This window comes from Haloarcula sp. MBLA0138, assembly GCF_055632455.1.
On sequence record NZ_CM145746.1, the window covers coordinates 81,490 to 107,490 of the forward strand.

The 26,001-nt window shown below is 69.5% G+C and carries 32 protein-coding genes; 16 read left to right on the forward strand and 16 right to left on the reverse strand.

The window, feature by feature from the left end; translation table 11 throughout:
* Positions 1 to 18: 18 nt before the first annotated feature.
* The 3 genes from ACV7JO_RS00395 to ACV7JO_RS00405 are packed head-to-tail and all read right to left on the reverse strand — an operon-like array spanning position 19 to position 1,521.
* On the reverse strand, positions 19 to 465 hold the full coding sequence (locus ACV7JO_RS00395; protein ID WP_470354361.1) for a hypothetical protein: 447 nt from the start codon (positions 463 to 465) through the stop codon (positions 19 to 21).
* A gap of 37 nt (positions 466 to 502) precedes the next feature.
* Positions 503 to 793, reverse strand: a complete 291-nt coding sequence (locus ACV7JO_RS00400) for a DUF424 domain-containing protein (RefSeq protein WP_470354362.1) — start codon at positions 791 to 793, stop codon at positions 503 to 505.
* Positions 790 to 1,521, reverse strand: coding sequence for a tetratricopeptide repeat protein (locus ACV7JO_RS00405; protein ID WP_470354363.1), 732 nt, complete (start codon positions 1,519 to 1,521; stop codon positions 790 to 792). The genes ACV7JO_RS00400 and ACV7JO_RS00405 overlap by 4 nt, the downstream gene beginning before the upstream one ends.
* Before the next feature lie 82 nt (positions 1,522 to 1,603).
* On the opposite strand from ACV7JO_RS00405, the gene thpR reads away from it, so the two are divergent.
* Entirely contained in the window at positions 1,604 to 2,167 is a 564-nt protein-coding gene (gene thpR / locus ACV7JO_RS00410) for an RNA 2',3'-cyclic phosphodiesterase (RefSeq protein WP_470354364.1), read from the forward strand.
* Between the two features lie 149 nt (positions 2,168 to 2,316).
* A complete protein-coding gene (locus tag ACV7JO_RS00415) occupies positions 2,317 to 3,126 on the forward strand; it encodes a ZIP family metal transporter (protein WP_470354365.1) in 810 nt (269 codons plus the stop codon).
* Here the strand turns inward: ACV7JO_RS00415 and ACV7JO_RS00420 are convergent.
* Entirely contained in the window at positions 3,123 to 3,632 is a 510-nt protein-coding gene (locus ACV7JO_RS00420) for a hypothetical protein (protein WP_470354366.1), read from the reverse strand. The two genes, ACV7JO_RS00415 and ACV7JO_RS00420, sit on opposite strands and share 4 nt — an antisense overlap.
* A 130-nt stretch (positions 3,633 to 3,762) precedes the next feature.
* Here ACV7JO_RS00420 and ACV7JO_RS00425 point away from each other — a divergent pair, with 130 nt between their 5' ends.
* From ACV7JO_RS00425 to ACV7JO_RS00435, 3 genes are read left to right on the forward strand one after another with little or no spacing between them, the layout of a single operon-like run.
* Positions 3,763 to 3,915 carry a 50S ribosomal protein L39e gene (locus ACV7JO_RS00425; RefSeq protein ID WP_470354367.1) on the forward strand — a complete coding sequence of 51 codons (153 nt, stop codon included), beginning with the start codon at positions 3,763 to 3,765 and terminating at the stop codon, positions 3,913 to 3,915.
* Positions 3,915 to 4,193, forward strand: coding sequence for a 50S ribosomal protein L31e (locus ACV7JO_RS00430; RefSeq protein WP_470354368.1), 279 nt, complete (start codon positions 3,915 to 3,917; stop codon positions 4,191 to 4,193). Before ACV7JO_RS00425 ends, ACV7JO_RS00430 begins: the two co-directional genes overlap by 1 nt.
* A 1-nt stretch (position 4,194) precedes the next feature.
* Positions 4,195 to 4,860: a translation initiation factor IF-6 gene (locus ACV7JO_RS00435; protein WP_470354369.1), complete on the forward strand. Its 666-nt coding sequence runs from the start codon at positions 4,195 to 4,197 to the stop codon at positions 4,858 to 4,860.
* A 216-nt stretch (positions 4,861 to 5,076) separates the two neighbouring features.
* On the opposite strand, the gene ACV7JO_RS00440 is transcribed toward ACV7JO_RS00435, so the two are convergent.
* Positions 5,077 to 5,430, reverse strand: a complete 354-nt coding sequence (locus ACV7JO_RS00440; protein ID WP_470354370.1) for a DUF5658 family protein — start codon at positions 5,428 to 5,430, stop codon at positions 5,077 to 5,079.
* A gap of 146 nt (positions 5,431 to 5,576) precedes the next feature.
* Here ACV7JO_RS00440 and rpl18a point away from each other — a divergent pair, with 146 nt between their 5' ends.
* From rpl18a to ACV7JO_RS00460, 4 genes are all read left to right on the forward strand, one after another.
* Complete coding sequence (rpl18a, locus tag ACV7JO_RS00445) at positions 5,577 to 5,750, forward strand: 50S ribosomal protein L18Ae (protein WP_470354371.1); 174 nt, start codon at positions 5,577 to 5,579, stop codon at positions 5,748 to 5,750.
* On the forward strand, positions 5,747 to 6,208 hold the full coding sequence (gene pfdA, locus ACV7JO_RS00450; protein ID WP_470354372.1) for a prefoldin subunit alpha: 462 nt from the start codon (positions 5,747 to 5,749) through the stop codon (positions 6,206 to 6,208). The genes rpl18a and pfdA overlap by 4 nt, the downstream gene beginning before the upstream one ends.
* A 7-nt stretch (positions 6,209 to 6,215) precedes the next feature.
* The gene (gene ftsY, locus ACV7JO_RS00455) at positions 6,216 to 7,397 is read left to right on the forward strand and encodes a signal recognition particle-docking protein FtsY (RefSeq protein WP_470354373.1); all 1,182 of its coding nucleotides are present in this window, start codon (positions 6,216 to 6,218) and stop codon (positions 7,395 to 7,397) included.
* A 177-nt stretch (positions 7,398 to 7,574) separates the two neighbouring features.
* Complete coding sequence (locus ACV7JO_RS00460) at positions 7,575 to 7,985, forward strand: hypothetical protein (protein ID WP_470354374.1); 411 nt, start codon at positions 7,575 to 7,577, stop codon at positions 7,983 to 7,985.
* An 85-nt stretch (positions 7,986 to 8,070) separates the two neighbouring features.
* Here the strand turns inward: ACV7JO_RS00460 and ACV7JO_RS00465 are convergent, their stop codons facing one another.
* The 3 genes from ACV7JO_RS00465 to ACV7JO_RS00475 are packed head-to-tail and all read right to left on the reverse strand — an operon-like array spanning position 8,071 to position 10,102.
* Complete coding sequence (locus ACV7JO_RS00465) at positions 8,071 to 8,721, reverse strand: bifunctional 4-hydroxy-2-oxoglutarate aldolase/2-dehydro-3-deoxy-phosphogluconate aldolase (RefSeq protein ID WP_470354375.1); 651 nt, start codon at positions 8,719 to 8,721, stop codon at positions 8,071 to 8,073.
* Positions 8,722 to 8,766: 45 nt separating this feature from the next.
* Positions 8,767 to 9,141: a cupin domain-containing protein gene (locus ACV7JO_RS00470; protein WP_470354376.1), complete on the reverse strand. Its 375-nt coding sequence runs from the start codon at positions 9,139 to 9,141 to the stop codon at positions 8,767 to 8,769.
* Between the two features lie 52 nt (positions 9,142 to 9,193).
* Entirely contained in the window at positions 9,194 to 10,102 is a 909-nt protein-coding gene (locus tag ACV7JO_RS00475) for an AEC family transporter (protein WP_470354377.1), read from the reverse strand.
* Positions 10,103 to 10,205: 103 nt separating this feature from the next.
* Between ACV7JO_RS00475 and ACV7JO_RS00480 the strand changes: the two genes are divergently transcribed.
* The 3 genes from ACV7JO_RS00480 to ACV7JO_RS00490 all read left to right on the forward strand — a co-directional run bounded on the left by ACV7JO_RS00480 (position 10,206) and on the right by ACV7JO_RS00490 (position 13,996).
* Positions 10,206 to 11,615 carry a signal recognition particle protein Srp54 gene (locus ACV7JO_RS00480; RefSeq protein WP_470354378.1) on the forward strand — a complete coding sequence of 470 codons (1,410 nt, stop codon included), beginning with the start codon at positions 10,206 to 10,208 and terminating at the stop codon, positions 11,613 to 11,615.
* 62 nt (positions 11,616 to 11,677) lie between these two features.
* Positions 11,678 to 13,498: a bacteriohemerythrin gene (locus tag ACV7JO_RS00485; RefSeq protein ID WP_470354379.1), complete on the forward strand. Its 1,821-nt coding sequence runs from the start codon at positions 11,678 to 11,680 to the stop codon at positions 13,496 to 13,498.
* A gap of 93 nt (positions 13,499 to 13,591) precedes the next feature.
* The gene (locus ACV7JO_RS00490) at positions 13,592 to 13,996 is read left to right on the forward strand and encodes a universal stress protein (RefSeq protein ID WP_470354380.1); all 405 of its coding nucleotides are present in this window, start codon (positions 13,592 to 13,594) and stop codon (positions 13,994 to 13,996) included.
* Between the two features lie 43 nt (positions 13,997 to 14,039).
* Here ACV7JO_RS00490 and ACV7JO_RS00495 read toward each other — a convergent pair whose 3' ends face one another.
* The 6 genes from ACV7JO_RS00495 to ACV7JO_RS00520 form a co-directional block, all read right to left on the reverse strand.
* Positions 14,040 to 14,714 carry a thioredoxin family protein gene (locus tag ACV7JO_RS00495; RefSeq protein ID WP_470354381.1) on the reverse strand — a complete coding sequence of 225 codons (675 nt, stop codon included), beginning with the start codon at positions 14,712 to 14,714 and terminating at the stop codon, positions 14,040 to 14,042.
* Between the two features lies 1 nt (position 14,715).
* Positions 14,716 to 15,459 carry an ABC transporter ATP-binding protein gene (locus ACV7JO_RS00500; RefSeq protein ID WP_470354382.1) on the reverse strand — a complete coding sequence of 248 codons (744 nt, stop codon included), beginning with the start codon at positions 15,457 to 15,459 and terminating at the stop codon, positions 14,716 to 14,718.
* Complete coding sequence (locus ACV7JO_RS00505; protein ID WP_470354383.1) at positions 15,456 to 16,214, reverse strand: ABC transporter ATP-binding protein; 759 nt, start codon at positions 16,212 to 16,214, stop codon at positions 15,456 to 15,458. The genes ACV7JO_RS00500 and ACV7JO_RS00505 overlap by 4 nt, the downstream gene beginning before the upstream one ends.
* Positions 16,211 to 17,287, reverse strand: a complete 1,077-nt coding sequence (locus tag ACV7JO_RS00510) for a branched-chain amino acid ABC transporter permease (RefSeq protein ID WP_470354384.1) — start codon at positions 17,285 to 17,287, stop codon at positions 16,211 to 16,213. Before ACV7JO_RS00510 ends, ACV7JO_RS00505 begins: the two co-directional genes overlap by 4 nt.
* Complete coding sequence (locus ACV7JO_RS00515; protein ID WP_470354385.1) at positions 17,284 to 18,222, reverse strand: branched-chain amino acid ABC transporter permease; 939 nt, start codon at positions 18,220 to 18,222, stop codon at positions 17,284 to 17,286. Before ACV7JO_RS00515 ends, ACV7JO_RS00510 begins: the two co-directional genes overlap by 4 nt.
* Before the next feature lie 116 nt (positions 18,223 to 18,338).
* Positions 18,339 to 19,724 carry a substrate-binding protein gene (locus ACV7JO_RS00520; RefSeq protein ID WP_470354386.1) on the reverse strand — a complete coding sequence of 462 codons (1,386 nt, stop codon included), beginning with the start codon at positions 19,722 to 19,724 and terminating at the stop codon, positions 18,339 to 18,341.
* Positions 19,725 to 19,869: 145 nt separating this feature from the next.
* Between ACV7JO_RS00520 and ACV7JO_RS00525 the strand changes: the two genes are divergently transcribed.
* From ACV7JO_RS00525 to ACV7JO_RS00535, 3 genes are read left to right on the forward strand one after another with little or no spacing between them, the layout of a single operon-like run.
* Positions 19,870 to 20,796, forward strand: a complete 927-nt coding sequence (locus tag ACV7JO_RS00525) for a hypothetical protein (protein WP_470355797.1) — start codon at positions 19,870 to 19,872, stop codon at positions 20,794 to 20,796.
* A gap of 51 nt (positions 20,797 to 20,847) precedes the next feature.
* On the forward strand, positions 20,848 to 21,426 hold the full coding sequence (locus tag ACV7JO_RS00530; protein ID WP_470354387.1) for a magnesium transporter: 579 nt from the start codon (positions 20,848 to 20,850) through the stop codon (positions 21,424 to 21,426).
* A 42-nt stretch (positions 21,427 to 21,468) separates the two neighbouring features.
* The gene (locus ACV7JO_RS00535; RefSeq protein WP_470355794.1) at positions 21,469 to 21,987 is read left to right on the forward strand and encodes a magnesium transporter; all 519 of its coding nucleotides are present in this window, start codon (positions 21,469 to 21,471) and stop codon (positions 21,985 to 21,987) included.
* Here ACV7JO_RS00535 and ACV7JO_RS00540 read toward each other — a convergent pair.
* The gene (locus ACV7JO_RS00540; protein ID WP_470354388.1) at positions 21,984 to 24,119 is read right to left on the reverse strand and encodes a PAS domain-containing protein; all 2,136 of its coding nucleotides are present in this window, start codon (positions 24,117 to 24,119) and stop codon (positions 21,984 to 21,986) included. The genes ACV7JO_RS00535 and ACV7JO_RS00540 overlap by 4 nt on opposite strands.
* Between ACV7JO_RS00540 and ACV7JO_RS00545 the strand changes: the two genes are divergently transcribed.
* A complete protein-coding gene (locus ACV7JO_RS00545) occupies positions 24,118 to 25,236 on the forward strand; it encodes a nucleoside recognition protein (protein WP_470354389.1) in 1,119 nt (372 codons plus the stop codon). The two genes, ACV7JO_RS00540 and ACV7JO_RS00545, sit on opposite strands and share 2 nt — an antisense overlap.
* Here the strand turns inward: ACV7JO_RS00545 and ACV7JO_RS00550 are convergent.
* Positions 25,233 to 25,967: a GNAT family N-acetyltransferase gene (locus ACV7JO_RS00550; protein WP_470354390.1), complete on the reverse strand. Its 735-nt coding sequence runs from the start codon at positions 25,965 to 25,967 to the stop codon at positions 25,233 to 25,235. The genes ACV7JO_RS00545 and ACV7JO_RS00550 overlap by 4 nt on opposite strands.
* Positions 25,968 to 26,001 lie beyond the last annotated feature (34 nt).

Genomic DNA, 26,001 nt, shown 5'->3' on the forward strand with positions numbered 1-26,001 from the left:
GCCGACCGACGCGCTGGACTACGGTGAGTCGGTCTCGGCGGCCGCGACGTGGCGCTTACGGTACTCGTCGTGGCGGTAGTTGTCCCAGACGAGGTCCGAGCAGACGTGGGCGTACAGCACGACGGCGGTGAAGACGGCCAGTTCCCGCGAGACGAGGAGCAGACCGGCCACGAGCGCCCCGCCCAGCACGTGGTGGCTGAGCAGCCGCTGGAGCGGCCACACTTCCAGCGGGTCGAACAGCTCGTCTTGGGCGACCAACGCCAGCCGCGGGTCCCGCAGACACCGCCGCAGGGCCGCCCAGTCGCCGGTCGTCAGGCGCGCGACGAGGAAGTGGTCGAAGTCGATGCCGACGCCGACGGCGACGGCCCAGCCGACGGCGGCCCACCACGGCAGCGGCGGCGACAGTGCGAGGGCGGCGACGCCACCGACGGCGGCGGAGACGAGCGCGTGGTCGCGGGAGTACACGGTTCCACGGCGCGGCCCACGGAGAAAAGCCCTCGGGCTACAGCCAGAGCAGTTGCGCGTGGCGGGTCCCGTCCACGTCGAGGACGTTCTCCTCCTCGACGAACCCGTGGTCGACGGCCAGCGCGACGGCCTCCTCGCCGACGATGTTGGCGACCGAACAGCGCGCGAGGCTGTCGACGACCGTCTCGGCGTCGACGGTCTCGCCGCCGTAGAACTCCTCGTCGACGGTCAGCGACACCTTGCCGTTCTCGAAGGTCTCGCCCACGATGTCCGGGTCACAGACCGCGACCAGCGTCCCCTCGTCGGTCTCGCGCTCGTTGAGTATCATTCCAGCAGCTGCTCTTCGGCCTGCTCGCGAAGCTCCTCGGCCTCGTCGGCCAGCTCTTCGGCCTCGTCGTAGCGCTCCAGTTCCTCCAGCGCGCGGGCCTTCTCCTCGAGGATGTCGGCGTTGCGGAAGCCGAGCCGGACCGCGTTGTCGAAGGCCTCGACGGCGTCCTCTGCGAGGCCACGCTCCAGCAGGAAGAAGCCGCGGTTGTACCACGCTTCGGCGAACCGCGGGTCGATTTCGACGGCCCGCTCGGCGTGTTCCAGCGCCTGCTCGGAGCGGCCCGACTCCCACAGCGCGTACGCGAGGTTCGTCTCGGCGGTGGCGGCGTGGTCGCTCTCGGTGTCGCCCTGCAGGGCCTCGCGGTAGGCCCCGATGGCGGCGTCCCACTCCTCCAGTTCCGCGTGGGCCGCGCCCTTGTTGGTCCAGGCCTCCTGTTCGAGGCGGTCGTCGTCCGTGAAGCGGGCGACGCGCTCGAACGTCTCGGCGGCCTGCTCGTGGCGGTTGATGTGCATGTACTCCAGCCCTACGTCGAGCAGTTTGTCGGCGTCGACGGCCTCGTCCGGGAGGTTCGCCCGGTCGAGCGTGTCGGCGACGACGCGGGAGTCGACGGGGTCGACCTTGTCGGGGTCCACCTCGAACTCCGGGGGTTCGAGGTCGAACGCCTCGTAGGGGTCGTCGAACCCCTGTCCCTCGGAGAACTCGTGGTCCCGTGGCTCGCGGTCGGTCATACAGACAGATTACGCGCCAGTGCGGTTAAGGGCTACGTACCCGGCGCGCGGGATTGATGTGGTCGGGGCGACTCGCTCGGGCATGGGCAAGCGACTGTTCGCCAGCGTCGACCTCGACGGCCTCGCGGACGCCGTCGCGGCGGTACAGGACCGCTTCGCGGGCGTCGACGGCCTCCGTCTCACCGACCCCGAGCAGGCCCACGTCACGCTGCAGTTCCTCGGCGACACCGACCCGGCTCGCGTTGACGACGTGGTCGCGGCGCTGGAGCGGGCCGTCGCCGACAGCGGCGTCGGTCCCTTCGAGGCCCGCGTCGGCGGACTGGGCGTGTTCCCCTCGCTCGACTACATCAGCGTCGTCTGGGTCGGCGTCCGTGAGGGCCACGGCGACGCCGAACTCGCCGCGCTCCACGACGCGATAGAGGCCGAGACGACGGCGCTGGGCTTTCCCGCCGCCGACCACGCGTTCACGCCCCACGCCACCGTCGCGCGGATGGACCACGCCGGCGGGAAGGCGCGGGTGCAGTCGGTCGTCGAGTCGGCCGACCCGGACGTGGGCCGGCTGGCCGTCGAGGAGGTCCGGCTGACCGAGAGCACGCTCACCGACGACGGGCCGGCGTACGAGACCGTCGACGCGGTGTCGCTGTAGCCGGCGGGAGCGACACGACGAGCGACCGCCCGAGCGCGTCGGCCGAGAGTCGCCGTGGCAGCGACGAGCACCCGGCCGCGGCGTCTAGGTCGCCCAAAAACAATCAGATTAGTGATAATTCTTATGCCGGCGTGCGGTCTACGTCCGACATGGTCGCCTTCGAGAACCTCGCGTTCGTCGTCGTCGCCGGGCTGGTGACCGCGCTGGCGACGGGGCTGGGCGCGGTCCCCTTCTTCCTCGTCGAGGAGTTCTCGGACCGGTGGAACGTCCTCCTCTGGGGGCTGGCCTCGGGCGTCATGGTCGCGGCGTCGCTGTTCGGCCTCCTCCGCGAGGGGCTCGCCTACGGGTCGTCGATACTGCTGGTCCCGGGCGCGCTGGCGGGCGTCGCCCTCGTCGTCGTCGGCCACGAACTGCTCGACGGCGTCGACCACGGGCCCAAGCAGTACGAGCAGGCCGATTTCCGGAAGCTCGTGCTCATCCTCGGGGTGTTGACGGTCCACAGCTTCCCGGAGGGGGTCGCCGTCGGCGTCTCCTTCGCCGAATTCGGTCTCGACACTGCGCCCGATGCCGGCGTCGTCGTCGCCGGGCTGACCGTCCCCGTGCTGGCGGTGTTCATGACCGCGGCCATCTCCGTCCACAACGTCCCCGAGGGGACCGCCATCGCCATCCCGCTGCGCTCGCTCGGGGTCAGCGAGCCCCGGATGGTGTGGTGGGCGGTGTTCTCCTCACTGCCCCAGCCGCTGGGTGCCGCCGTGGCCTACTACTTCGTGACCGTGGCGAAGGCGTTCATCCCCTTCGGGTTCGGGTTCGCCGCCGGCGCGATGGTCTATCTCGTCGTCACCGAGTTCGTCCCCGAGGCGCTGGACGCGGGCGACGGCCTGCCCGGCGGCGGCCGGCGCGAACTCGTGACCGGGATAGCCGTCGGCGGGGCGGCCATGGTCCCGCTTGCGTTCGTCTAGAAAGGCGTCTTCTTCCGGACGACGGTGAGGTCGACGAAGGCCGTCAGCGGGTCGTCGAACTCCTCGACGCGGGTCTCCATCCGGTAGTTCGAGTGGTCGACGGCGAAGTAGTACGGCCCGCTCGCCGAGAGCGACTCGCGGCCGCCGCCGTCGGCCGTCGTCGCCGCGTACAGCCCGGCGTCGTTCTCGAGCGCGGTCTGACTGAACTCCGCGCGACCCGGCGGCGTCTCCGACGGCTCACGGCCCTTGATGTAGGCATCGTAGTGTTCGAACGCGTCCTCGCTGGCGAAGAAGTACACGTCGAAGGGCGTCTCCGACCGGACGATGTAGCGGATGGCCCCGCCGGGGTCCGAGACGTCCGGAATCTCCGTGACGAACCCCCGCCCCGGTTCGACCGTCACGTCCCGCTTGACGCTGACGACGACCTCGCCGCCGCCACCGAGACAGCCCGCGCCCGCGACGGACAGCCCCGCTCCCAGCGTTCGTAGCACGTCCCGGCGCTTCATCGAGTCATAGTAGCCCGACTCCCGAACTTAATTCTACGCGCGCAATTATTGGCCCTGATAACTCCGGGTCGCTGTGGCCGGCACCGAAAAGGAAGGAATTTAAGCGCCCGCCGGAAAGGGGCAGGATACCATGAGCAAGAAGTCCAAAGCCCAGAAGAAGCGGCTGGCGAAACTGGACCGCCAGAACAGTCGCATCCCGTCGTGGGTCATGCTCAAGACCGACCGCGACGTGCAGCGCAACCACAAGCGACGCCACTGGCGGCGCAGCGACACGGACGAATAATGAGCGCCGGAGATTTCGAGGAGCGCGTCGTCACCGTCCCGCTCCGCGACGCGAAGGCCGAACCGAAACACGAGCGCGCCGACAAGGCGATGACGCTCATCCGCGAGCATCTCGCCAAGCACTTCTCCGTCGACGAGAGCGCGGTCCGCATCGACCCCTCCATCAACGAGGCGACGTGGGCCAAGGGCCGCTCGAAGCCCCCGAGCAAGCTTCGGGTGCGCGCGGCTCGCTTCGAGGAAGAGGGCGAGGCGGTCGTCGAAGCCGAGACCGCGGAGTAACGTGCTCCGCGCGGCCTTCTCCGGGTCGTCGTACGTCGGCGTCTTCGCCCGTGCGACCGACGACTGTGTGCTGGTCCGCCCGGACGTAGACGAATCGCTACGCGAGGATATCGCGGCCGAACTCGACGTGCCCGCCGTCCCGACCACTATCGGCCACTCGGGCACCGTCGGCGCGCTGGCGACCGGTAACGCGAACGGTCTGCTCGTCTCAGCGCGCGTCCGCGAGACGGAGATAGAACGCATCCGGGAGGTCGTCGACCTCCCCGTGACGGAACTTCCCGGGCGCATCAACGCCGCCGGCAACGTCGTCTGCTGTAACGACACCGGCGCGTACGTCCACCCCGACCTCTCCCGGGAGGCGGTACAGGCGGTGCGGGACGGGCTAGACGTCTCGGTCGAGCGCGGCGTCGTCGCCGGCGTCAACACCGTCGGCACCGCCGCCGTCGCCACCAACGACGGCGTCCTCTGTCACCCCAAGGCGACCGACGGCGAACTCGACGCCTTGGAGGACGTGCTGGGCGTCCCCGCCGACATCGGCACGGTCAACTACGGCGGCCCGCTGGTCGGCTCCGGGCTGGTCGCCAACGACTACGGCTACGTCTGCGGGCAGGACACCTCCGGCCCGGAACTGGGCCGCATCGACGCCGCCTTGGGCTACATCGACTGACGCGCCCCGACGCGGTTCGACTCAGCGTGGGTGCTGGTGGCGCAGTTTCTCGGCCACCGAACCCGGAACCGGCGTCCCGCAGTCCCGACACGTCCACGCCCGGCGGCTCCCGTGTCGCCGTGCCCGCAGGTCCTGCCTGTACCGTAGCGTCGCACCGCAGACACATCGATGGGTCGCGGCTGCCATGCCGGTTCTTAGCGCGCGACCGAGGAAAACTCACACGCCGGCCAGCGCCAGCGCGTTCGCGGCGACGACGGCCAGCGAGACGACCGCGAAGGCCGCGAGCGCGGCCGTCGCCCGCTCGTCGTCGAGGACCGCCCACAGGAAGACGACGACGAGCAGCGTCGAGAACTTCAGCAGGCCGATGCCCGACGCCCCGTAGGTGGCGATGAAGGCCCGCGCGACGGCGTTGCCCTCGGCGAGGCCCCGCTCCAGTCCCACCATCGTCGTCACCACGTCGAACACCGTCGAGAGGATGACCACCGACCACAGCACCGCGTGGGTCTCCGAGAGTCGTCGCTCGGTCGGGAGTACCGTCCGCGCCACTCCGGGTAACGAGTCCCGCTGCACGCTGTCGGGACCGACGCTCGCCGCCCGGATAAAGCTGTGTCCCGCTCCTCGCTCGGCGCGCCCGACCCCGTGCCGGCTCCGGGTGTCAGCGCCGCGAGAGAGGCGGAAGGGGAAGATACTTCCCTGTCGTGCACCCACCGATGGGTATGAGCACGTACACTGTTCGCGGCAGTTTCCCGGGCCGTGACGGCCCCCAAGAGTTCGAGAAGGACGTGGAGGCACCCAACGAGGACGTCGCCACGGAGCGGGTCTACAGCCAGTTCGGCTCCCAGCACAACCTCAAGCGCACACAGATCGAAATCGCGGAGGTGGCAGCATGATGGGCGGCGGCGGCGGTGGCGGCGGGCAGATGCAGCAGGTCGCACAGGAGATCGAGCAGATGGACGAGGAGATCGAGGCCATCGAGAACGAGATCGAGAGCCTCCGCACCGAGAAGTCCGAGGCCGACGAGGCCATCGAGGCCATCGAGACCCTCGAATCCGGCTCCACGGTGCAGGTGCCGGTCGGCGGCGACGCCTACATCCGCGCCACCGTCGAGGACATCGACGAGGTCGTCGTCTCGCTGGGCGGGGGCTACGCCGCCGAGCGCGAGCAGGAGGGGGCTATCAGCTCGCTGGAGACGAAAAAGGAGACGCTGGACGACCGCATCGAGGACCTCCAGTCCGAAATCGCCGAGGTCGAAACCGAGAAGGAGGAGCTCGAACAGCAGGCCCAGCAGATGCAACAACAGCAGATGCAGCAGATGATGCAGCAACAGCAGGAACAGGACGACGAGTAAGGCGGCCATGTTCGACGGACTGAAGGACAAACTGAGCGGGTTCACGAGCGACGTCGAGGACGACGTCGACGAGGACGCCGCGGAGGGGGACGCTGTCGCCGACGCCGACCCCGAGGCGGCCGGCCCGGACGGCCCGAACCCGACCGAGACCCCCGATGAGGAGCCCGCCCCCGCCGACGATGACGGCGTCGTCGCGGCCGAGACCGAGCCGCCCGACGACGCGGACGTGCCGGACACGGCCGACGCCGCGGCCGCTCCCGACGGGGACGACGGCGCGGACGATGGCGCCGACGGGGACGACGACGGGCGGAGTCTCACGGAGCGCGCGAAGCTCGTCGCCACGGGGAAGACGGTCATCGACGAGGACGACCTCCAGTCCCACCTCGACGACCTCGAACTCGCCTTGCTCTCCAGCGACGTGGAGCTGAGCGTCGCAACGGAGATACTCGACGGCGTCGAGGCGAACCTCACCGGCCAGACCCGCCGGCGGCTCTCCGGGACGGGCAACCTCGTCCGGGACGCGCTGCGGGAGGCGCTGTACGACGTCATCAGCGTCGGCCAGTTCGACTTCGACGAGCGCGTGCGCGAGGCCGACAAGCCCGTGGTCATCGTCTTCACCGGCGTCAACGGCGTCGGGAAGACGACGACCATCGCCAAACTCGCCAAGCGCTTCGACGACATGGGGCTGTCGACGGTGCTGGCAAACGGCGACACCTACCGCGCCGGGGCCAACGAGCAGCTCCAGAAACACGCCGACAACCTCGACAAGAAGCTCATCGCCCACGAGCAGGGGTCGGACCCGACGGCCGTCGTCTACGATGCCGTCGAGTACGCCGAGGCCAACGACGTGGACGTGGTGCTCGGTGACACCGCCGGCCGCCTGCACAACGACGCCGGACTGATGGCCCAACTGGAGAAGATAGACCGCAACGTCGAGCCCGACATGACCGTCTTCGTCGACGAGGCCGTCGCGGGCCAAGACGCCGTCAACCGCGCCCGGGAGTTCGACGACGCCGCGGAGATAGACGGCGCAGTGCTAACCAAGGCCGACGCCGACCCGCAGGGCGGCGCGGCCATCTCCATCGCCCACGTCACGGGCAAACCCATTCTCTTTCTGGGGACTGGCCAAGGGTACGACGACCTCGAGCGGTTCGACCCCGAGGACGTCGTCGATAGCCTGTTCGACTGAGGTGAACGCCACGCGCCCGACGCCGCGGAAATCCCTCCTTACTCGCCGACGGCGGCCGTCTCTCGGCTCTAGTCCACCGCCGCGCGCGGAGTAACCCGGTCGTGTTCGACAGGTAAGCCGGACTGAGAGTTCGTAATCGGCGACTGGTTATGTGGTCGGGTGTAGTCCGGCCGAGTGATGTCCCGAGACGATGCGACCCGAAGACGCGTACTGACACTCGCCGCCGGCGCGGCGGCGGCCGCACTCGCTGGCTGTGGCGGTGATGGCGGTGCCGGAAGTCCGGCCGGTACCGGAGAGTCGCCGGGCGATGGCGGTGGCGGAATGTCGCCGACCGAAGCCGGGACGACGACGGAGGCTGGGCCCGAGACGGATACCGAGACCGAGACGGAGACCGCGACCGAGACGGAGACCGCGACCGAGACCGAAACCGAGACTGGCACCGAGGGGACCGGTACCGAGGAGACCGGCACGGCGGAGACCGGTACCGAAGAAACCGGCACCGAGGAGACTGGTACTGAGGAGACCGGCACGGCGGAAACCGGCACCGAGACCGGAACGACCGGGACGGAGACCGACACGGTCGTCTGAGCGGGCCCGCGGTAGCTGTCGTCGCTCCGGTTCGAGCGAGACGCGTCGTCGCGCGGGAGCCGTCACTGCTCGGGTGCGAGCCTCGCTACTCGCGCGCGGCCTCGACGGCCTCGACGAACGCGGCGGCACTCTCGCGGACGCCGTCCATGTCGTCGTCGGCGATGGCCTCGTAGTCGACCAACGCGGAGCCGGCACCGACGGCGACAGCGCCGGCGTCGAAGTAGTCGGCGACGTTGTCCGTCGAGACGCCCCCGGTCGGCATGATGGGCACGTCGCCCAGCGGCCCCTGTAGCGCGCCGATGTGGCCCGGGCCGACCGTCGCGGCGGGGAACATCTTCAGGATGTCCGCGCCGGCCTCCATCGCGTCGGCGGCCTCCGTCGGCGTCATCACGCCGGGGATACAGACGACGCCCTCGCGGTTGCAGACGTCGACGACGTCCTCGTTGAGGTTCGGCGCGAGGACGAACTCCGCGCCGGCCTCGATGACGTTGCGGGCGGCGGCGGCGTCCATCACGGTGCCGGCGCCGACGACGGCGTCGGTGTCGGCGAGTTCCTTGTCGACGGCGGCTATCATGTCCGAGCAGCGCTTGGCGTCGGCGGTGAGTTCCAGCGCCGTCACGCCGCCCTCGTGGACGGCCGTCGCCACGTCGACCATCTGCTCTTCGGGGATGCCCCGGAGGACGGCCGTGACCCCGCTGTCGATGAGCTGTTGCTGAACTGCTTGTTTGCTCGTCATGGACGACTCTGCGCGGCCGGGGGGCAAAAGCGTGGGTGGATGGCGTCAGGACTCCGGTTCGTAGGGGTGTGCGATGTCGGTCTTGGGCGCGCCGACGCCGAGGACTCGCACGGCGCTGTCGGCGTCGGCGGGGTTGTACGCCCGGTGTGGGCTGTCCGGCTCGGCGACGAACGCCTCGCCGGTCGCAGCCTCGTACTCGCCCTCGGGCGTCTCGACGGCCAGCGTCCCCGCGACGACGTAAAACAGCTCCTCGCGGCGCTCGTGGTAGTGGTAGGTCCGGGGCAGTTGCTCGCCGGGTGCCATCTCGTAGGTAGCGGCGTGGAGCGCGGCGAGTTCGGCCGCGTCTGAGATACCGCGGCGGTCACAGGGGTAGTCCTCGGTCTCGGGGAGGTCGGCGGGGTCGACGACGTGATAGCCCATATCGGGGGGCCGGCCGCGACCGGCAAAAGCCCCCTGCCCGTCTCGACCGCGGTCACCCCAGCAGCCAGACCAGCAGCGACAGCGTCCCCAGCGAGACCAGCGTCGTGACGAAGACGTTCAGCGACGCGAACGCCTCGTCGCCGCCGAGTTCGCTGGCGTAGACGTACGTCGAGACGGCCGTCGGCACGCCGAGCATGACGACGGCGGCGGCAAGCGCCGTCGGCCCCAGTCCAAGCGTCGCGTACACCGCCCACGCGAGGACCGGCATCCAGACCACCTTGAGCGCGACGACGCTGCCGGCGTCCCGGAGGTCCGCACGCGGGAGGTCCGGGTCGAGCCGACCGCCGATACACAGGAGCGCGAGCGGCAGGGCGAGCGTCGCCACGCCGTCGAGCGCGTCGACCACGGGGGCGGGCACCGAGAGGCCGACCAGCGAGCCGAGGATGCCCGCGACTAGCGCCGCTAGCACGGGGTTGCGAAGCAGCGAGCGAAGCTCTCCGGCAAGCGACGCCTCGCCGCCGGTGAGCCGCACCAACAGGAGCACGGTCAGGGGAACTTGCGTCAGCGCCCCCAGCCCGAGGAGGACGCTCGCCACGCCGGCCGCGGCGTCCCCCAGCGTCGCCGCCACCAGCGGCAGGCCGAGGAAGCCGAGGTTCCCGTGGTACGACTGGACGAGTGCGACGCTCCGGCGCGCGTCGTCGCGCCGCCCCCGGTGGACGACCCAGCCGACGGCCACCGTGACGGCCACGACCAGCCAGTACCCCCCCAGCAGCGCCGGCGACACCAGTTCCCGCAGCGCGCGGTCGAACGTCGAGACGAACACCAGCGCCGGCAGGGCGACGTAGAAGGTCAGCGCCGTCAACTGCCGGGTCCGCCGGTCGTCGAGCGCGCCCGCTCGCCGCGCCCCCACGCCGGCGACGAGGAAGGCGAGCATGTACGCGAGCTGTCCGACGACGGCCATGTGATTGCCAGCCCGCTCGCGCCCTTGGCCCCTTCGGTCCCGGCGTGTCGGGTCGTGGCCCGGACGACAAGCCTTTACCCGTGCCGTCGCGTACTCGACGCAAATGGTACTCGACGACTTGGGGAATTCGCTCCGGGGGACGCTCGACGACCTCCGGGGGAAGTCCCGCATCTCCGAGGAGGACGTCGAGGGCGTCGTCAAGGAGATACAGCGCTCGCTGTTGCAGGCTGACGTCGACGTCTCGCTCGTTCAGGAGCTCTCTGGCAACATCGAGCGCCGCGCGCTCGACGAGGAGCCCCCCGCCGGGACGACCCCGCGGGACTGGGTGCTCCGCATCGTCTACGAGGAGTTGGTCGACTTGGTCGGCGAGTCGACGGACCTCCCGCTGGAGGACCAGACCATCATGCTCGCCGGGCTCTACGGCTCGGGGAAGACGACGACGGCGGCGAAGATGGCGTGGTGGTTCTCGACGAAGGGGCTGCGCCCGGCCATCATCCAGACCGACACCGACCGGCCCGGCGCGTACGACCAGTCCAAGCAGATGGCCGAACGCGCGGAGGTTGACTTCTACGGCGACCCCGACGCCGACGACCCCGTGAAGATTGCCCGCGAGGGGTTGGCGGCGACCGAGGACGCCGACGTGCGCATCGTCGACACCGCGGGGCGGGACGGGCTGAACGACGAACTCATCGGCCAGATAGAGCGCATCGAGCGCGAGGTCGACCCCGACCGGAACCTCCTCGTGCTGGACGCCGCGATGGGCCAGTCCGCCAAGAGTCAGGCCGCGGACTTCCAGGACGCCATCGGCATCGAGGGCGTCGTCATCACCAAGCTCGACGGGACCGCGAAGGGTGGGGGCGCGCTCGCCGCGGTCGACGAGACGGACTCGACCATCGCCTTCCTCGGGACCGGCGAGACGGTCAAGGACATCGAACGCTTCGAGCCGTCGGGGTTCATCTCCCGCCTGCTCGGCATGGGCGACCTCAAACAGCTCACCGAGCGCGTCGAGCGCGCGATGGAGGAGACCCAAGCCGACGACGAGGAGGACTGGGACCCCGAAGACATGCTGGAGGGGCAGTTCACCCTGAAGGACATGCGCAAGCAGATGGAGACGATGAACAAGATGGGGCCCCTCGACCAGGTGCTCGACATGATTCCGGGGATGGGCGGCGGGCTGATGGACCAGTTGCCCGACGACGCGATGGACGTGACCCAAGAGCGGATGCGGGACTTCGAGGTCATCATGGACTCGATGACGGAGGAAGAACTGGAGAACCCCCGCGTCGTCGGCCAGTCACGCACCGAACGCATCGCCCGCGGCTCCGGCAAGCCCGAGGAGCGCATCCGCGAACTGCTCCAGCAGCACAAGCAGATGGAGCAGATGCTGAAGCAGTTCCAAGGCATGGGCGACGGCGACATGGAGCGGATGATGAAACAGATGCAACAGGGCGGCGGTGGCGGTGGCGGCATGGGCGGCATGGGCGGCGGCGGGATGGGGCCGTTCGGCGACTGACCCTTTTCACTCGCCGGGAATCCCTCCCGCGGTTTTTGTGACGCGCTACCGACCCGACGCGTATGCCCCAGTCGGCCGACACCTTCCTCGAGTGGCGCGACGACCGGTACAGCACGGACATCGACCGGTTCGACGAGCAGCACAAACACCTCTTCGGGCTGTTGAACGACCTCTACGTGGCGCTCGAAGCGGGCCACTCCGAGGAGACTGTCGGGCAGATACTCCGCGAACTCGAACGCTACACCGAGTACCACTTCGGCGACGAGGAGGAATTCATGCAGGACTGTGGCTACGCGATGGACTGTGCGGACTGCTTCTACGACCACCGGGAGGCCCACGAGGAGTTCGCCCGGCACGTCGCCGAGTTCCGCGAGCGCCACGAGAACGGCGAGCGGATAACGATGGACGTGTTGGAGTTCGCCCGGGACTGGCTCGACGGCCACATCGCCTCTCCCGAGGTCGACCAGAACTACAGCGAGTACTTCGGCGAGACGGTCCCCGACGACTACGAGTACCGGCCGGGGAAGCTGAACACGGCCCGCAGCGACGACCGGACCTACGAGGGCGAGGACACGGACGGAGTAACACTCGGTAGCGATGTCCACGTCGGCGGGGCCGTGTCGATACGCCACGGCTCCATGGCCGACTGGCTCTCGCGGCTGGTGGACCGCCACGCCGACCGCCCGGTCGCGCTGGCTCGCGCCGACGGGGCCTACGAGGCGCGGACGTTCGGGGCGTTCTACGACCGGGCGCGCGCCGTCGCCGCGGGGCTGCTCGACGCCGGTATCGACCCCGGGACGACGCTCGGCATCTGCGCGCGGCCGTCCTATCGGTGGGCCGTCGTCGACGCCGCCTGTCACCTCGCCGGCGTCGTCTCCGTGCCGGTCCACCCCGCAGCGAGCGACGAGCGGGCCGTCGCGGTCGAGACGACGGCCGGCGTGGACGCGCTCGTCGCCGACGAGAGCGCCAGCGCGGCCATCGCGGAGGCTGCCGGGACGGTGTTCGACATCGGGGCGCTCCCGACGGCCGACCGCGCGGACCTGCCGGGGTTCGGGGCGGACCCGGACGACGTCGCGACCGTCGTGAACCCGCCCGGCGACACGACCGAGGCGCTCGGGTACGCCGTCACCCACCGGAACCTGCTGGCGGCCGTGGCGATGCTGAGCGAGCAGTTCCCGGTCACACGTGGCTCGACCGCGGCGAACGTCCTCGCTCCGTCGTCGGTCTTCGGGCGGGTCGCCACCTACTTCCTGTGGGACAGCGGGGCCGCGGTGGCACACGGCCCCGCCGACGAGATGCTGGACTCGCTCCCGGCGGTCGAGCCGGACGTCCTCGTCGGCGCGCCGGCCGCCTACGACCGCCTCCACGAGGCGTTCCGGGCGGCCGTCGACGAACTTGGCGGCGTCAAACGGCGGCTGGCCGACGGGGCCGCGACCGACCGCGGCGAGGCGCTCCGGGACGGTGCCGGCGGGTCGCTGACCGACTCCGCGGCGGCGCGGCTCGTCTTCGAGCCGCTGTGTGACTCGGCGGGCCTGTCGGACCTCGAGTACGCGCTATGTAGCGGTTCGCTGGACGCCGACCGGGTGCTCTCCCTCTGGGGCCGCGGCGTCCCGGTGAGTCAGATACACGGGACGCCGGCGACCACCGGCGTCGGCTGCGTGGCGCCGTACCGCTCGTCCGTCCCGGCCGCCATCGGCGAGCCGCTGCCGGGCACCGAACTGGCCCTCGCCGAGGACGGCGAACTGCTGTTCCGGGGCGACCACGTCGTCGAGCGGTACTGGGAGACCAGCGACGTGGCCGCGGGCGCGACCACCGACGGCTGGCTCCGGACCGGCGACCGCGCTCGCTTCGACGACGCCGGCCGACTCCGACCGCTCGCGTAGCCGCCCCGGCGGCCGCCGACGCCCCGGCTGACGGCATCCGTTGCCGCGAAACCGGGGGACGAATTAAGGCGACGGCGCGTTGTATAACGAACGATGTACGAAGTAGTAGCGGGCATCGACGAGAGCACCGACCGCGCCAGACAGATCGCGACCGAAATCGTGGACATCCCGATGGACCCGTCGGGGGTCCACGTGACGCTGTTGCACGACTTCCAGGACAACCCAGAGGGCGCGACCGTCGAACAGGTCGCCTCGGTTCGACGCGCCCGCGAGATACTCGAAGAGACGGGTATCGAGGTGTCACTCAGCGAGTCCAGCGGCCGCCCGGCCGACGCGATTCTCGAGATCGCCGACGAGCGGGACGCCGACATGGTGGTCGTTGCGGGTCGCAAGCGGACACCCACCGGGAAGGTGCTGTTCGGTAGCGTCACGCAGAGCGTCATCCTCGGCACCGACCGGCCGGTGTTGGTGTGTAGCGCCGACGAGGACGAGGACTAAGCGTGAACCGTCTCGGGGTCACGCCCTGAGGCACTCGCCGTGCTTATCTGTAGACCTCGGCGGCGCGCTCGGCCAGCGCCGACGGGTCGGTCCGGCCGGTGACTATCTCCACCGGGTCGCCGTTCTCGAAGAGGACGAACCCCGGCGCGGCGTTGACGCCGACCGACCGGCAGAACTCCGGACACTGCTCGCCGTCGACGCCGCCGACCGGTACGTCGTCGGGAAACGCCGCCAACACCTCGTCCAGTCGCTCCTTCATCGCCTCGCAGGGGTCACAGAACAGCTTCCACACCGTGACCACGGCGCGCTCGCGGTCGACGAACGCCGGCCAACTGTCGTCGTCGAGGTGTTCGACGCCCTCCGGCACCGGCGTCGACGGGCCGACCTCGGTGGTCAGGCGCGCCATCTCCGTCAGAGTCGTCGTGTCGTACCCTTCCAGCGTCGCCCGCAGCGTGAGGAACGTGGCGAACTGCGCGCGCGTCACGCCCAGTTCCTCGACGCGCTGGGCCGCCGCCTCGGCGGAGGGGAGCCCGAACACGTCGGCCACGGACTCGTGGAACTCCTCGTCGGGCATCGTCGCGTAGGTGTCGTGGTACACCGCGCGGTCGGACTCGAAGGACTCGGTCGTGTTGACCGCGTCCGTCTCCGGGTCGACCGTCACCACGTCCTCCTCGACGAGCGTGTCGAGCAGGTCCTCGGGGGAGTGGTCGACCGCCATCTCAGACCCCCAAGTACCGGTCGCGTATCTCCTCGTTGGCCCGTAGCTCGTCGGCGTCGCCGTCGAAGACGACCTCGCCGCGGTCGAGGACGTAACACCGGTCGGCGATGTTCATCGCCGCGACGGCGTTCTGTTCGACCAGCAGGACGGTCGTCCCGTTCTCGCTGATACGAGCGATAGCGTCCTCGACGGCCTCGATTATCTGTGGGGCCAGCCCCTCGTAGGGCTCGTCGAGCATCAGGAGTTCGGTGCTCTGGTGGAGCGCTCGGGCGATGGCGAGCATCTGCTGCTCGCCGCCCGACAGCGTCCCGGCCTTCTGTTCGCGGCGCTCGTCCAGTCGCGGGAAGAACTCGTAAATCTCGTCGGTGGACATCCCGTCGTCGCGGAACTGCAGTTTGCGCCGCCACGTGTTGGTCTTGTTGCGTACCGTCTCCGCGAGGTGGAGGTTCTCGGCGACGGTCAGGTCGGTGAACACCCGGCGCTCCTCCGGGACCAGAGAGATGCCCCGGACGGCGATGTCCTCCGGGGGGTCGTTGGTGATGTCGGTTCCGTCGAAGCGGATGGTGCCGCTGCGGACCTCTGGGGGTGTCGCACCGGAGATACAGCGCAGCGTCGAGGTCTTGCCGGCACCGTTCCGTCCGAGCAGGGCCGTTATCTCGCCCTCGGCGACCTCCATCGATACGCCTTGGATGATGTGGCTCTCGTCGTAGTAGCCGTCGATGCTGTCGACGTCGAGTAGCGTCATTCTTCGGCACCTCCGAGGTAGGCGTCTTGGACGGCGGGGTCGTCTTGGACCTCCGAGGGCGTCCCCTCGGCGATGACCTGTCCGCGGTTCAACACGACGATGCGGTCCGAGATGTCGAAGACGATCTCCATGTCGTGTTCCACCAGTAGGAACGTCAGGTCGAGGTCTTCTTTGACCTCCTTGATGAGTTCGACCGTCGACTGCGTCTCCTCGGGGGACATCCCCGCGGTCGGCTCGTCCATCAGGAGCATGTCCGGTTCGGCCGCCAGCGCGATGCCGATTTCCAGTCGCCGCTTGTTCCCGTAGTCGAGGTTCTTGGCGGTGACGCTGCGCTGTTCGTAGAGGCCGACCGACTCCAGCACGCTGTCCGCCAGCTGCGTCACCCCGGGGTAGGCGTTCTGGTGTCGGAGGAAATTGAACCGGAACGAGCCGTGCTCGGCCGCGAGGGCGGCGATGACGGCGTTTTCCTCGACCGAGAGGTCGGGGAAGATAGAGGCCGTCTGGAAGGACTTGCTCATTCCCCGCTGGACGACCTCGTGGGGTTCCAGTCCGAGGATGGAGTCCCCGTTGAACTGGATGTCGCCCTCGCTCGGTTCGAGTCGGCGGGTGACCAGATTGATGAACGTGGACTTGCCCGCGCCGTTGGGGCCGATGAGGCTCACGCCCTCGCCTTGGTCGATGCTCACGTCGACCTCGTCGACGGCGGTGAGACCGCCGAAGCGCTTGGTCAGCCCGCTCGTCTGGAGCACCGTCATCGACCGTCACCTCCGATGTAGTCGCGGATGGAGCGGACGCCGCCCCAGATGCCGTCCGGGAACAGCACGACGACGAGTACGAACACGAGGCCGAGGATGAGGTGCCAGAACGGCCCGATGACGTCCATCCCGCTGACGATGAACTCGATGTAGAGGTACACCGCGGCACCGAACAGCGGACCGAAGAGCGACCCGACGCCGCCCAGCACGGTCATGATGACCACCTCGCCGGAGGTGGTCCAGTACAGCGAACTCAGCGGGACGTAGTTGCCCTCGATGGTGAACAGGCTCCCGGAGATGCCGGCGAACATCGCGGAGATGATGAACGCCATCAGCTTGTACCGCCAGACGTTGAGGCCGACGAACTCCGCGCGGGCCTCGTTCTCCCGGATAGCCTTGAAGACGATGCCGTACGGGGAGTTGAGGATGCGGTTCGCCAGCGCGATGGCGATGACGGCGACCGCGCCCGTAAACAGGTAGAGGGTGTTCCCCGGCAACATCGCCAGCGGGCCGCCGAGTGACCCGTGGAGGTCGAAGACCCCGAACAGCGGGGCGATGTCGACCGAGGTGAACCCGTTCTCCCCGCCGGTGATGAAGGCCAGCGGCGACGAGGAGAGGTAGAAGGACATCTGCCCGAACGTCAGCGTCAGGATGGCGAAGTAGATGCCGCCCCGACGCAGCGAGAGGAAGCCGATGACCCACGCCAGCAACACGGCCACGAGCGTCCCGAAGAGGATGACCAGCACCGGCTGACCGCTGACGCTGGCGCTGAAGACACCGGCCGCGTAGGCCGCGCCGCCCCAGAAGACGGCGTGACCGAACGACAGCAGGCCGGTGTACCCGAGCAGGATGTCGAACCCGAGCGCGAAGATGCCCCAGACGAGTACGAGCGTCGCGAGTTGGGTGTAGCCGTTCAACACGCCGTTGAACACCAGCGGGAACACGAGTACACCGACGACGGAGGCCACGACGACCGCGAGTTCGCTGTCGCGGAGCGCGTCCAGCCGGCCGCCAAGCCCCGTCTTCTCGGTCACTTCGGCGGTGGCCGCCGCGTCGCTCGATTCGTCGCTCATTCGACATCGACCTCCGACCCGAGCAGTCCCTGCGGGCGCAACAGCAGGATGAGCGCCGCGAGGACGTAGATACCGACCCGGTTCCACGCCGCGAAGCCGGTCTGGATGAGCACCACCTGTAAGGTCCCGAGCAAGAGCCCGGCCAACACCGCGCCCTCGATCTTCCCGACGCCGCCGATGACGACCGTCAGGAACGCGGGTACCAGCTGCTCGGTGCCGATGTTGGGGTTGACGTTCGCCAGCGGGCCGCCGACGACGCCGGCGACGCCCGCAAGCGCCGCGCCGATGCCGAAGACGACCAGATAGGGTCGGTCGAGCCGGATGCCCAGCAGCCGGACCATCTCGTCGTCCATCGTCCCCGCGCGGACGATGAGCCCGAAGTCGGTGTACTCGACCAGCGCGTAGACGAAGATGACCAGCGCGGCCGTGATGACGATGACGCCGAGCCGCCACCGGGGGAAGTTCCCGATGACGGGCAGGGCGATGGGGCCGGAGGCCCAGCCCGGTTGGGGGAGCGACTGGCTGTCGCCGCCGACGAGCGCCCGCAGCGCCTCTTGGAAGATGACCGCCAGCCCGAACGTGACCAGAATCTGGTCCGTATCGGGCCGGCTATAGAACGGTTTGGCGACGAACCGCTCCATCACCAACCCGACCACGAACGTGACTATCGGGACGATGACGAGCGCGGCGAGGAAGCCGAGCCCGAGTCCGAACGTCGTGATACCCCACTCGGGGAGCATCCCGTTCGTCAACTGGACCCGCGTCGTGATGAACAGCCCGAGGTACGCGCCGAGCAGGTACAACGCCCCGTGGGCGAAGTTGACGAACTTCAGCGTCCCGAGGATAATCGAGAGGCCAACGGCCAACAGGACGTATATCGCGCCCTGCTGGAGCCCGTTGAGCAGGATGGTCAGGAACTGTGAGAGCAGACTCACCGCTGACCCCCTCCGCTACCGTCAGTCGATTGAATAGTTTTACACATGCGTATCGGTATCGTATGGCATCACACACTTCATGCAAATAAATAATGGTGGATTTCGGACCGCGTCGCCTACTCGTCCCCGTATGTACCGAGCTCACACTCGGCCGCCGGACCGGAGTCACAGCCGTAGCCGAGGTCCTCGCGCGAGGTTATCTCGACGAGTTCGATGAAGTTCCCGCTGGACTGTTCGCTCGCGGGCAGGCCGCGGGCGACCGGGACGGCGCGCTGGGCTTGGTGGTCGCAGGCGCGCATCGTCTCCTCGCCCATCCCGATGTTGCTGTACTCGTAGCCTTCCAGCTCGCGGATGACCTCCGGCGGGTAGAACGTCCCGGCCCGCTCGACGGCCGCCGCGTACTGCAGAGTGGACGCGTAGGCGAGCTGTGCCGGCCCCGAGGGGATGCGCTCGTACTCGTCGTTGAACGCCTGCGTGAAGGAGTTCGAGGGCTCGTTGTCGATCTGAGAGTCCCACGCGATAGTGCCGAACACGCCCTCGATAGCGCCGCCGGCGGCCTGTGCCATCGGGCGGTTGTACAGCGGGACGACGATCTCCATGTCCTCGTCGATACCCGCGTCGACGGCCTGCGAGACGGAGTTCGCCCCGTCCAGCCCGTAGTGGTCGAGCAGGAGCACGTCGGCACCGCTGTTTGCGGCCTCCGAGAGGTACGACGAGAAGTCGCTGGTCCCCAGCGGCGTCGGGACGCTGTTGACCTGCTCCCAGCCGATGCCGGTGAGGAACTGGTTCATCGACTCCTGTACGGTCTGCCCCCAGCTGTAGTCGGCGTACAGCTGGTAGAACGTGTTGTCGGAGCCGTACTCGCTTTCCAGCACCGGCGCGAGCGCCTGTCCGGTCATGTAGGCGTTGAACATCTCCCGGAACCCGTACCGGGCGCAGTCCGCTCCGGTGGTGTCGTTGGAGTGTGTCAGGCAGGACATGAACATGACCCGCTCCTCCTGACAGAGGCCCTGCACGGCGATTGCGACGGCGCTCGACGAGCCGCCGGAGATCATCACCGCGTTGTCCCGGTTTATCATCCGCTGTGCGGACTGCCGGGCGGTGTCGGCGTCGGTCGCGGTGTCACCCTCGACGGACTCGACTGTCTTCCCGAGGACCCCGTCGCCGCTGAGGTCCGGGAACGAGTCTATCCAGCCGCCCCCGTTATTGAGGTGGTTCATTGCGAGGTTGTACGCCCGAAGCTCGTCTTGGCCCTCCGAGGAGTACGGCCCGGACGTGGGGACGTTGAACCCGAACGTCACAGTGTCGCCCTCGACCGGGAAGTTCCCGAGCGCCGGGTACTCGGTGCCGCCGCCGTCGGTGGAGCCGCCGCCTCCGCCGCCGTCGCCACCGCTTCCGCCGTCGCCTGAACAGCCCGCGAGACCGGTTAGTCCGATGGTACCTGCCGCGCCTGCCGTCTTGAGCAGTTGTCGCCTGCTCACTGAGCCACCTTCTGAAGGCATGGGGGTACAGAACGGCGAGTCTGTCATAATAGTTCTGTAAAGTAAACTACCGAGTTTACAGTAATCGGTTGTTTTTAGATATTTATACAATCAGAAACGAGCAAAAATAATAGAACTATGCCGCTCGATGCCGAACTGAACCACTATGGCTCCCGACGCGCGGTCCGTCGCGGTGGTTCTGGTCGCGCTAACGGCCGGTTGCGGTGGATTTAGCTTCGGGGATACCGGATTCCGCGAAACGGAGACCGTCACGCCGGTCACCGTTCCCGGCGACCCCAGCGACGCCCGACCGCCGGGTGTCGGTTTGGAGGGCGTTACCAGTCCGCAGACGCTGGGGCAAGCCCACGCCCGCCGCCTCGACGACACCAGCTACACGCTCGTGGTGAACCGCACCGAGACGTTCCCCAACGGGAGCCGCCACTCCCACATCCGGACCCGCGTCCGGCTAGCCGCCAACCGGACCTACCGCACCGACGTGCGCGTCGCGGGTGAGGGCGGCCCGGTGTTGCTCGGGCGACCGCCAGCAAGCGCGACGTTCTGGTCGGACGGGGACACCTACGTCCGCCGCCTCGACCGGGACAACCAGACGGTGTACAACGAGTACACGCCGCCCGACAGCTACGCCGGCACGTGGCGCTACTGGGTCCGGGCCGTCGCACTGGAGGGGCGGGCCTCGCGGGACCTCGCCGAGACCGTGGCCGCGTTTCGGACGAACGCGATAAACCGAACTAGCGGCCGTTCGGAAACGGTCGTCGTCGGACACGGGCTTCGGTCCGACCGGTTCCGCGGCCGGCCGGTCACGGCTCCGGGCGACGCGACGCTGGTCGCGCTGGTCGCGCCCGACGGGTTCGCCCCGGTCTACCGCGTCCGGTACGCCACCCGGACGGACGACGGGACGCCGGTTGTGGTGACACGCTCGGTCCGGTACACCGCCGTCGGCACCACGTCGGTCGCGCGGCCGCCGTGGTACGACCGGGTCAACGCCGACGGGCCGACGCCGGTGCCGCGACGGGGCCCGTCGGCGGGTGACGCCGCACTCGACGGTCACACCGCGACCGTCGTCCCGCCGTGACCGCGGCTCCGTCGCGGCCCTTTTTGTCGGCGGCGGCTGTGACTCGAACCAATGACCGTCCGCGAGGTCGCGGCCGAGGCCTACCGGGAGTCCCTCCCCGTGCTGGTACTCAGCGCCGTGGGCGGGCTGTTCGCGGGCGTCGTCCTCGGCGGGATGGACGCCGAACTCGAACAGGTGGCCGGCCTGTTCGTCCTCGTGCCCGCGTTGCTCGCGACCCGCGGGAACGTCTACGGCTCGCTGGGCGCGCGGCTGGGGTCGGGGCTCCATCAGGGGCTGGTCGAACCGCGGTTCTCGCTCGGCGACGAGCGGGTCAACGCGGCGGTGGCGGCGGCGCTGGCAAACGGCGTCCTCGTCAGCGCGTTCGCGGCCGTCCTCGCCGTCGCGCTCCTCACTGCCCTCGGCCGACCGTCGGCCTCGCTGCCGACGCTGGTGGGTATCGCGTTGGTCGCCGGCGCAGTCTCGGGCGTCCTGCTGACCGTCGCCGTCGTCTCCGTCGTCTTCGTCGGCTACCGGCGGGGGCTGAACCCCGACACCCTCGCCGGACCGGTCGTGACGACGACGGGTGACGTGGTCGGCGTGGCGACGCTGCTGGCGGCGACGCGGCTCGTCCTCGCGCTGGGGGGTGGCTGAGTGGCGGCCACGGCGTGGACGGTCCGGGGTATCGTCCGTCGGATGCTCCCGGTCCTCGTGGTCCTGACCGCCGTCGAACTCGGGAGCGGGCTGGTGTTGGACACCTTCGAGTCGACGCTGCTGCGGTACCCGTCGCTGCTCGTCCTCGTCCCCGTCACCATCGGGATGGCGGGCAACCTCGGGAGCATCCTCGCGGCGCGGCTCTCGACGGCGTTTCACCTCGGACTGCTCTCCTTCTCGCCGACCGACGACCGGCTGGCGGGCAACGCCGCCGCGACGGTGGCGCTGGCCGCGACCATCTTCCCGCTGGTCGGTGCCGGCGCGTGGGCGCTGCAGGCGCTTCTGGGCGCGACCGCGCTCCCGCTGGCGACGGTCGTGGCAGTGGCGCTGGCGAGCGGCCTCGTCCTCGCTGCGCTGGCCGTCCTCGTCACGGTGGTGACGACCTACGCGGCCTACCGGTTCGAACTCGACCCCGACGACGTGGCGATTCCGGTGGTCACGAACGTCTGTGACGTACTCGGCGTGGTGGTGCTGTTCGCCGTCGTCCGCCTGTTCGTCTAGGCGGTCGGGAAGACGAGCCTGACGGTCGTCCCGTCCTCGTCGTCGACGACCGTCCGGCCGCCGGCGGCGGTGACGACCCAGTTGACGACCCACAGGCCGAGTCCGGTGCCGTGGCTCAGGGGCGTCTCGACCTCGCCGGCGAGGACGCGCCGCTCGTGTGGCGGCAGTCCCGGGCCGTCGTCGGCGACGACGACCGCGCTCTCGTCGGCGTAGCTGTCGGCCCGGACCGACACTGTCTCGGTGTCGGTGTGCTCGACGGCGTTCTCGACGAGTTCCGCGACGGCGACGCCGACGGCTCTCGTGGCGATGACCGGTGCCGTCGACGGTGCGGTGACGTCGATGCCGGCCGACTCCGGGACTGTGGCCCGCTCGACGCCCCGGCGGACGCAGGTGACGAGGTCGACCGTCTCCCGGTCCGGCCGGTCCCGCAACAGCGACTCGGCCTCGTGGACCTGCTCACTGGTGCCCAGCAGGTCCCCGGCCGCCCGTTCGATGTGAGCGGCGCTCTCGGCCACCGCCGGGTCGTCGGTCGTCTCGACGACGTGTTCCGCCCGGCCGACGACGACGTTGACGCGGTTCCGGACGTTGTGCCGGAGGACCCGGGAGAGAACCGAGAGGCGCTGTCCGCGCAGTCGCTCGTCGGTGATGTCGCGGCCGATACCGGCCAGCCCGACCACCTCGCCGTCGGCGTCGACGACTGGGCTCCCGCTGAACTCGTAGGGGATGCGGTCGCCCTGCTTGGTCAGCAGCGCCGACCGCGGCGTCGCCGTCTCGCCGTCCCGCATGACCGTGGCCAGGCTCTCGCCGATGAGGTCGTGGTCCTCCTGCGGGATGACTTCGAGCGCGTGCATCGACGATAGCTCGTCGCCGGTGTAGCCGGTCACCGCCTCCATCCGGTCGTTCCAGCGCCGGAAGGTCCCGTCGGTGTCGAGGACGTAGAACACGTCCGACAGCGTGTTGATGACCGTCTCGACGAACTGCCGCTCCGACTCCAGTTCCCGGCGGCGCTCGACGCGCTCGCTGATGTCGCGAACGACACAGACGAGGCCGCCGTCGTCGAGCCGCGTCAGCGACACCGCCTGCGGGAACGTCGACCCGTCGGCGCGGGTGCCGACGGTCTCGCCGCGCCACTCGCCGGTCTCGCGCATCTCCGGGAACACCTCGTCGCGGAACCGCTCGCGCTGGTCGTCGCCGTACAGGGCCGTCCACTTCTCGCCGAGCAGTTCGGTCGCGTCGTCGTACCCGTACAGCCCCGCGTGGGCCTCGTTGAGGAACTCGAAGCGGCCGTCCCCGTCGAGGATGGCGACGCCGTCTATCGACTGTTCCAGCGCCGTCGCCTGCTTCGCCACCCGCTCCTCGCGCTCCTTGCGCTCGGTGATGTCCCGGATGACCGCGGTGAACAGGTGGCCGTCGCTGCTCTCGCGCTCGCCGAAGGAGACGCCGACCGGGAACTCGGTCCCGTCGCGGTGCTGTGCGGGCAGTTCTATCCAGTCCCAGTCGAGTTCACGCTCGCCCGTTTCGAGGTACCGCGCGACGCCCTCGTGGTGGGGTTCGTGGAACCGCTCGGGCATCACCGCCGTCAGCGGCCGCCCGACCAGTTCCGACGGCGCGTAGCCGAACAGGTCCTCGACGGGGTCGCTGGCGAACTGCACGACGCTGTCGGCGTCGACGGTGACGACACAGAACGTCGTGTTCTCGGTCAGCGACTCGAAGCGCGCCTCCGTCCGTTCGAGGTCGGCGACCGTCGCCGCGTGGTCGACGGCCGTCTCGACGCGGTGGGCGAGCAGCGACGCGCCCTCGCGGCCGCCGACGGCGACACAGTCCGTCGCGCCGGCGTCCAGCGCGGCCTCGACGACGCCGTCGGCACCGCCGGTGTAGACGATACAGGGGAGCGCCGGCAGGGCCTCGGCTGCCCACCCGACGAGCGCGAGCGCGCCGCTGTCGGCGTCACGGCAGGTGACGACCAGACACTCGGCCCACCCGTCCGAAAGCGACGACCGGGCCGCCTCGGCGTCGGTCACCGTCCGCAGGTCCGTGGCCCGCTCGCGCCGGTCGAACGCCTCGACGACCCTCGTCTCGCTGGCACTGTCGCTGACGTGGAGCACCGCTGTTGGCCCCGACTGGCCGACCATGTCCCACGTCTCGCCAGCGCCCCTGATATATCTGCTGGCGCTGCCGTCGGCCATCGACGGACCTTTGCGCCCGCCGGCCCGATACCGGCACGTGCAGTCGGTGCCCGTCCTCGCCGGGGTCGCCGGCGTCCTCGCGGACGTCGCCTACCGGGTCGTGCGCATCACGGTCTTCCTCTCGCTGGGCGTGTTCCTCGCCAACCTCGCGGTCGCGTTCGGCCTCGTCGACCGCATCGCCGCCGTGTCGCGTTATCTCACGGGACCGGCGAACCTCCCGGACGAGGTGGGGACCGCCATCCTGACGACGACGGCCTCGCCGACGGCGGGCTACGGGATGCTGGCCGACTTCCGCGAGTCGGGCGTCCTCGACGACCGGGCGACGCTCGTGGCCGTGACCATCAACACCTTCTTCGGGTTCGCCCAGCACATCGTCACGTTCTACGCGCCCATCCTGATTCCCGTCCTCGGGGCGCGGGTCGGCCTGCTGTACGTCACGACCCGCGGCCTCGTCGCGCTCGCCATCACGCTGACCGGCATCGCCGCCGGGGCGCTCGTGCTCGACGCGTCGAACGTCGGGGGCGACGCGGACGCCGCCGCGACCACCGACGGGGGCGACGCCGACCCGGAGGCGGACACGCCGGCGACCCGCCGGGCAGCGCTACGGGACGCCTACGGCGAGACGAAGTCGAAGGTCCGAGACATCCTCCCGCGGCTCGCGGTCATCTACGCCGTCGTCTCCCTGCTGGTCGCCTACGGCGACCGGTTGCTCGCCGCCGTCGGCCGGGACGGGGCGACCGTCGCCGGCGCGGCCGACGGACTCGCGGGCCTGCTGGGACTCCCGGGTGCGGCGGTCCCTGTCGTCGCCGCGTTCGCGCTCGACACCACCACCGGGGCGGTCGTCATCGCGCCGCTGGTCCGGGACGGGGTCTTCACCGCCCGGACCGCCGTCGCCACGATGCTCGTCGGCGGCATCGTCTCCTTCGCCGTCACGACGTTCAAGCGCTCGATTCCCTTCCAGTACGGCATCTGGGGCCGCGAGTTCGGCTCGAAGGTCGTCGCCGTCAACACCCTCCTGAAAGTCGTCTGGATAGCGCTCGCGCTGGCGCTGTTGCTGGCCTAGTCGAAGGTGTAGGCCATGTTCACCTCGTCGACCTGCTCGTCGCCGATGGTGTAGTGGTCCCGGCGGATGCCCTCCGTGTGCCAGCCGTGGTCTTCGAGAAACGCCATCGCGCGCTCGTTGACCGCCGGGACGCTGTTGTACAGCTTCCGGTAGCCGTTGGCCCGCGCCCAGTCGAGGCCCCGCTCCACCAGTTGGCTGCCGATGCCCGTCCCGCGGTGGGCCTTGGCGACGCCGACGGTCAGTTCGGCCGTCTCCCGGAGCTTGTCCAGTTGGGGCAGGTCGAGGTGACACCACCCGACTACCTCGTCGTCGACGGTGGCGACGAAGAACACCCGCGATTTCACCGTGTTGTGGCGGGTGACGGCGTCCTCGTACAGCAACTGCTCGGCGACGCTCTCGGCGACGACGTAGGTGGCCTCGTCGGAGACATCCCTGATGGTCGCCACCAGCCCCTCGAAGTCGTCGGGACTCGCCGGCCGGATGGTGTAGGCCACGTCCCCGGTCCGGTAGCGCTCGACCGCGCCGACCTCCAGCGCCAGCCGCAGCGTCCCGCCGTCGTCCTCGATGTACCCCTTCGCCGCGAGCGCGTCGAGCGCGTCGCCGAACTCGTCGGGACCCAGTTCCGTCATCTGCCGGACGCGGTGTCGCGTCGCCGTCCCGTGGCGCTCGACGCAGCGGTACACCGCCTCGGCCGCCTCGCTGTCGAACGTCGGCTGCTCGATTGCCTCCATACGCGGGGGTATACGGGCGTGACCGCTTAACTAT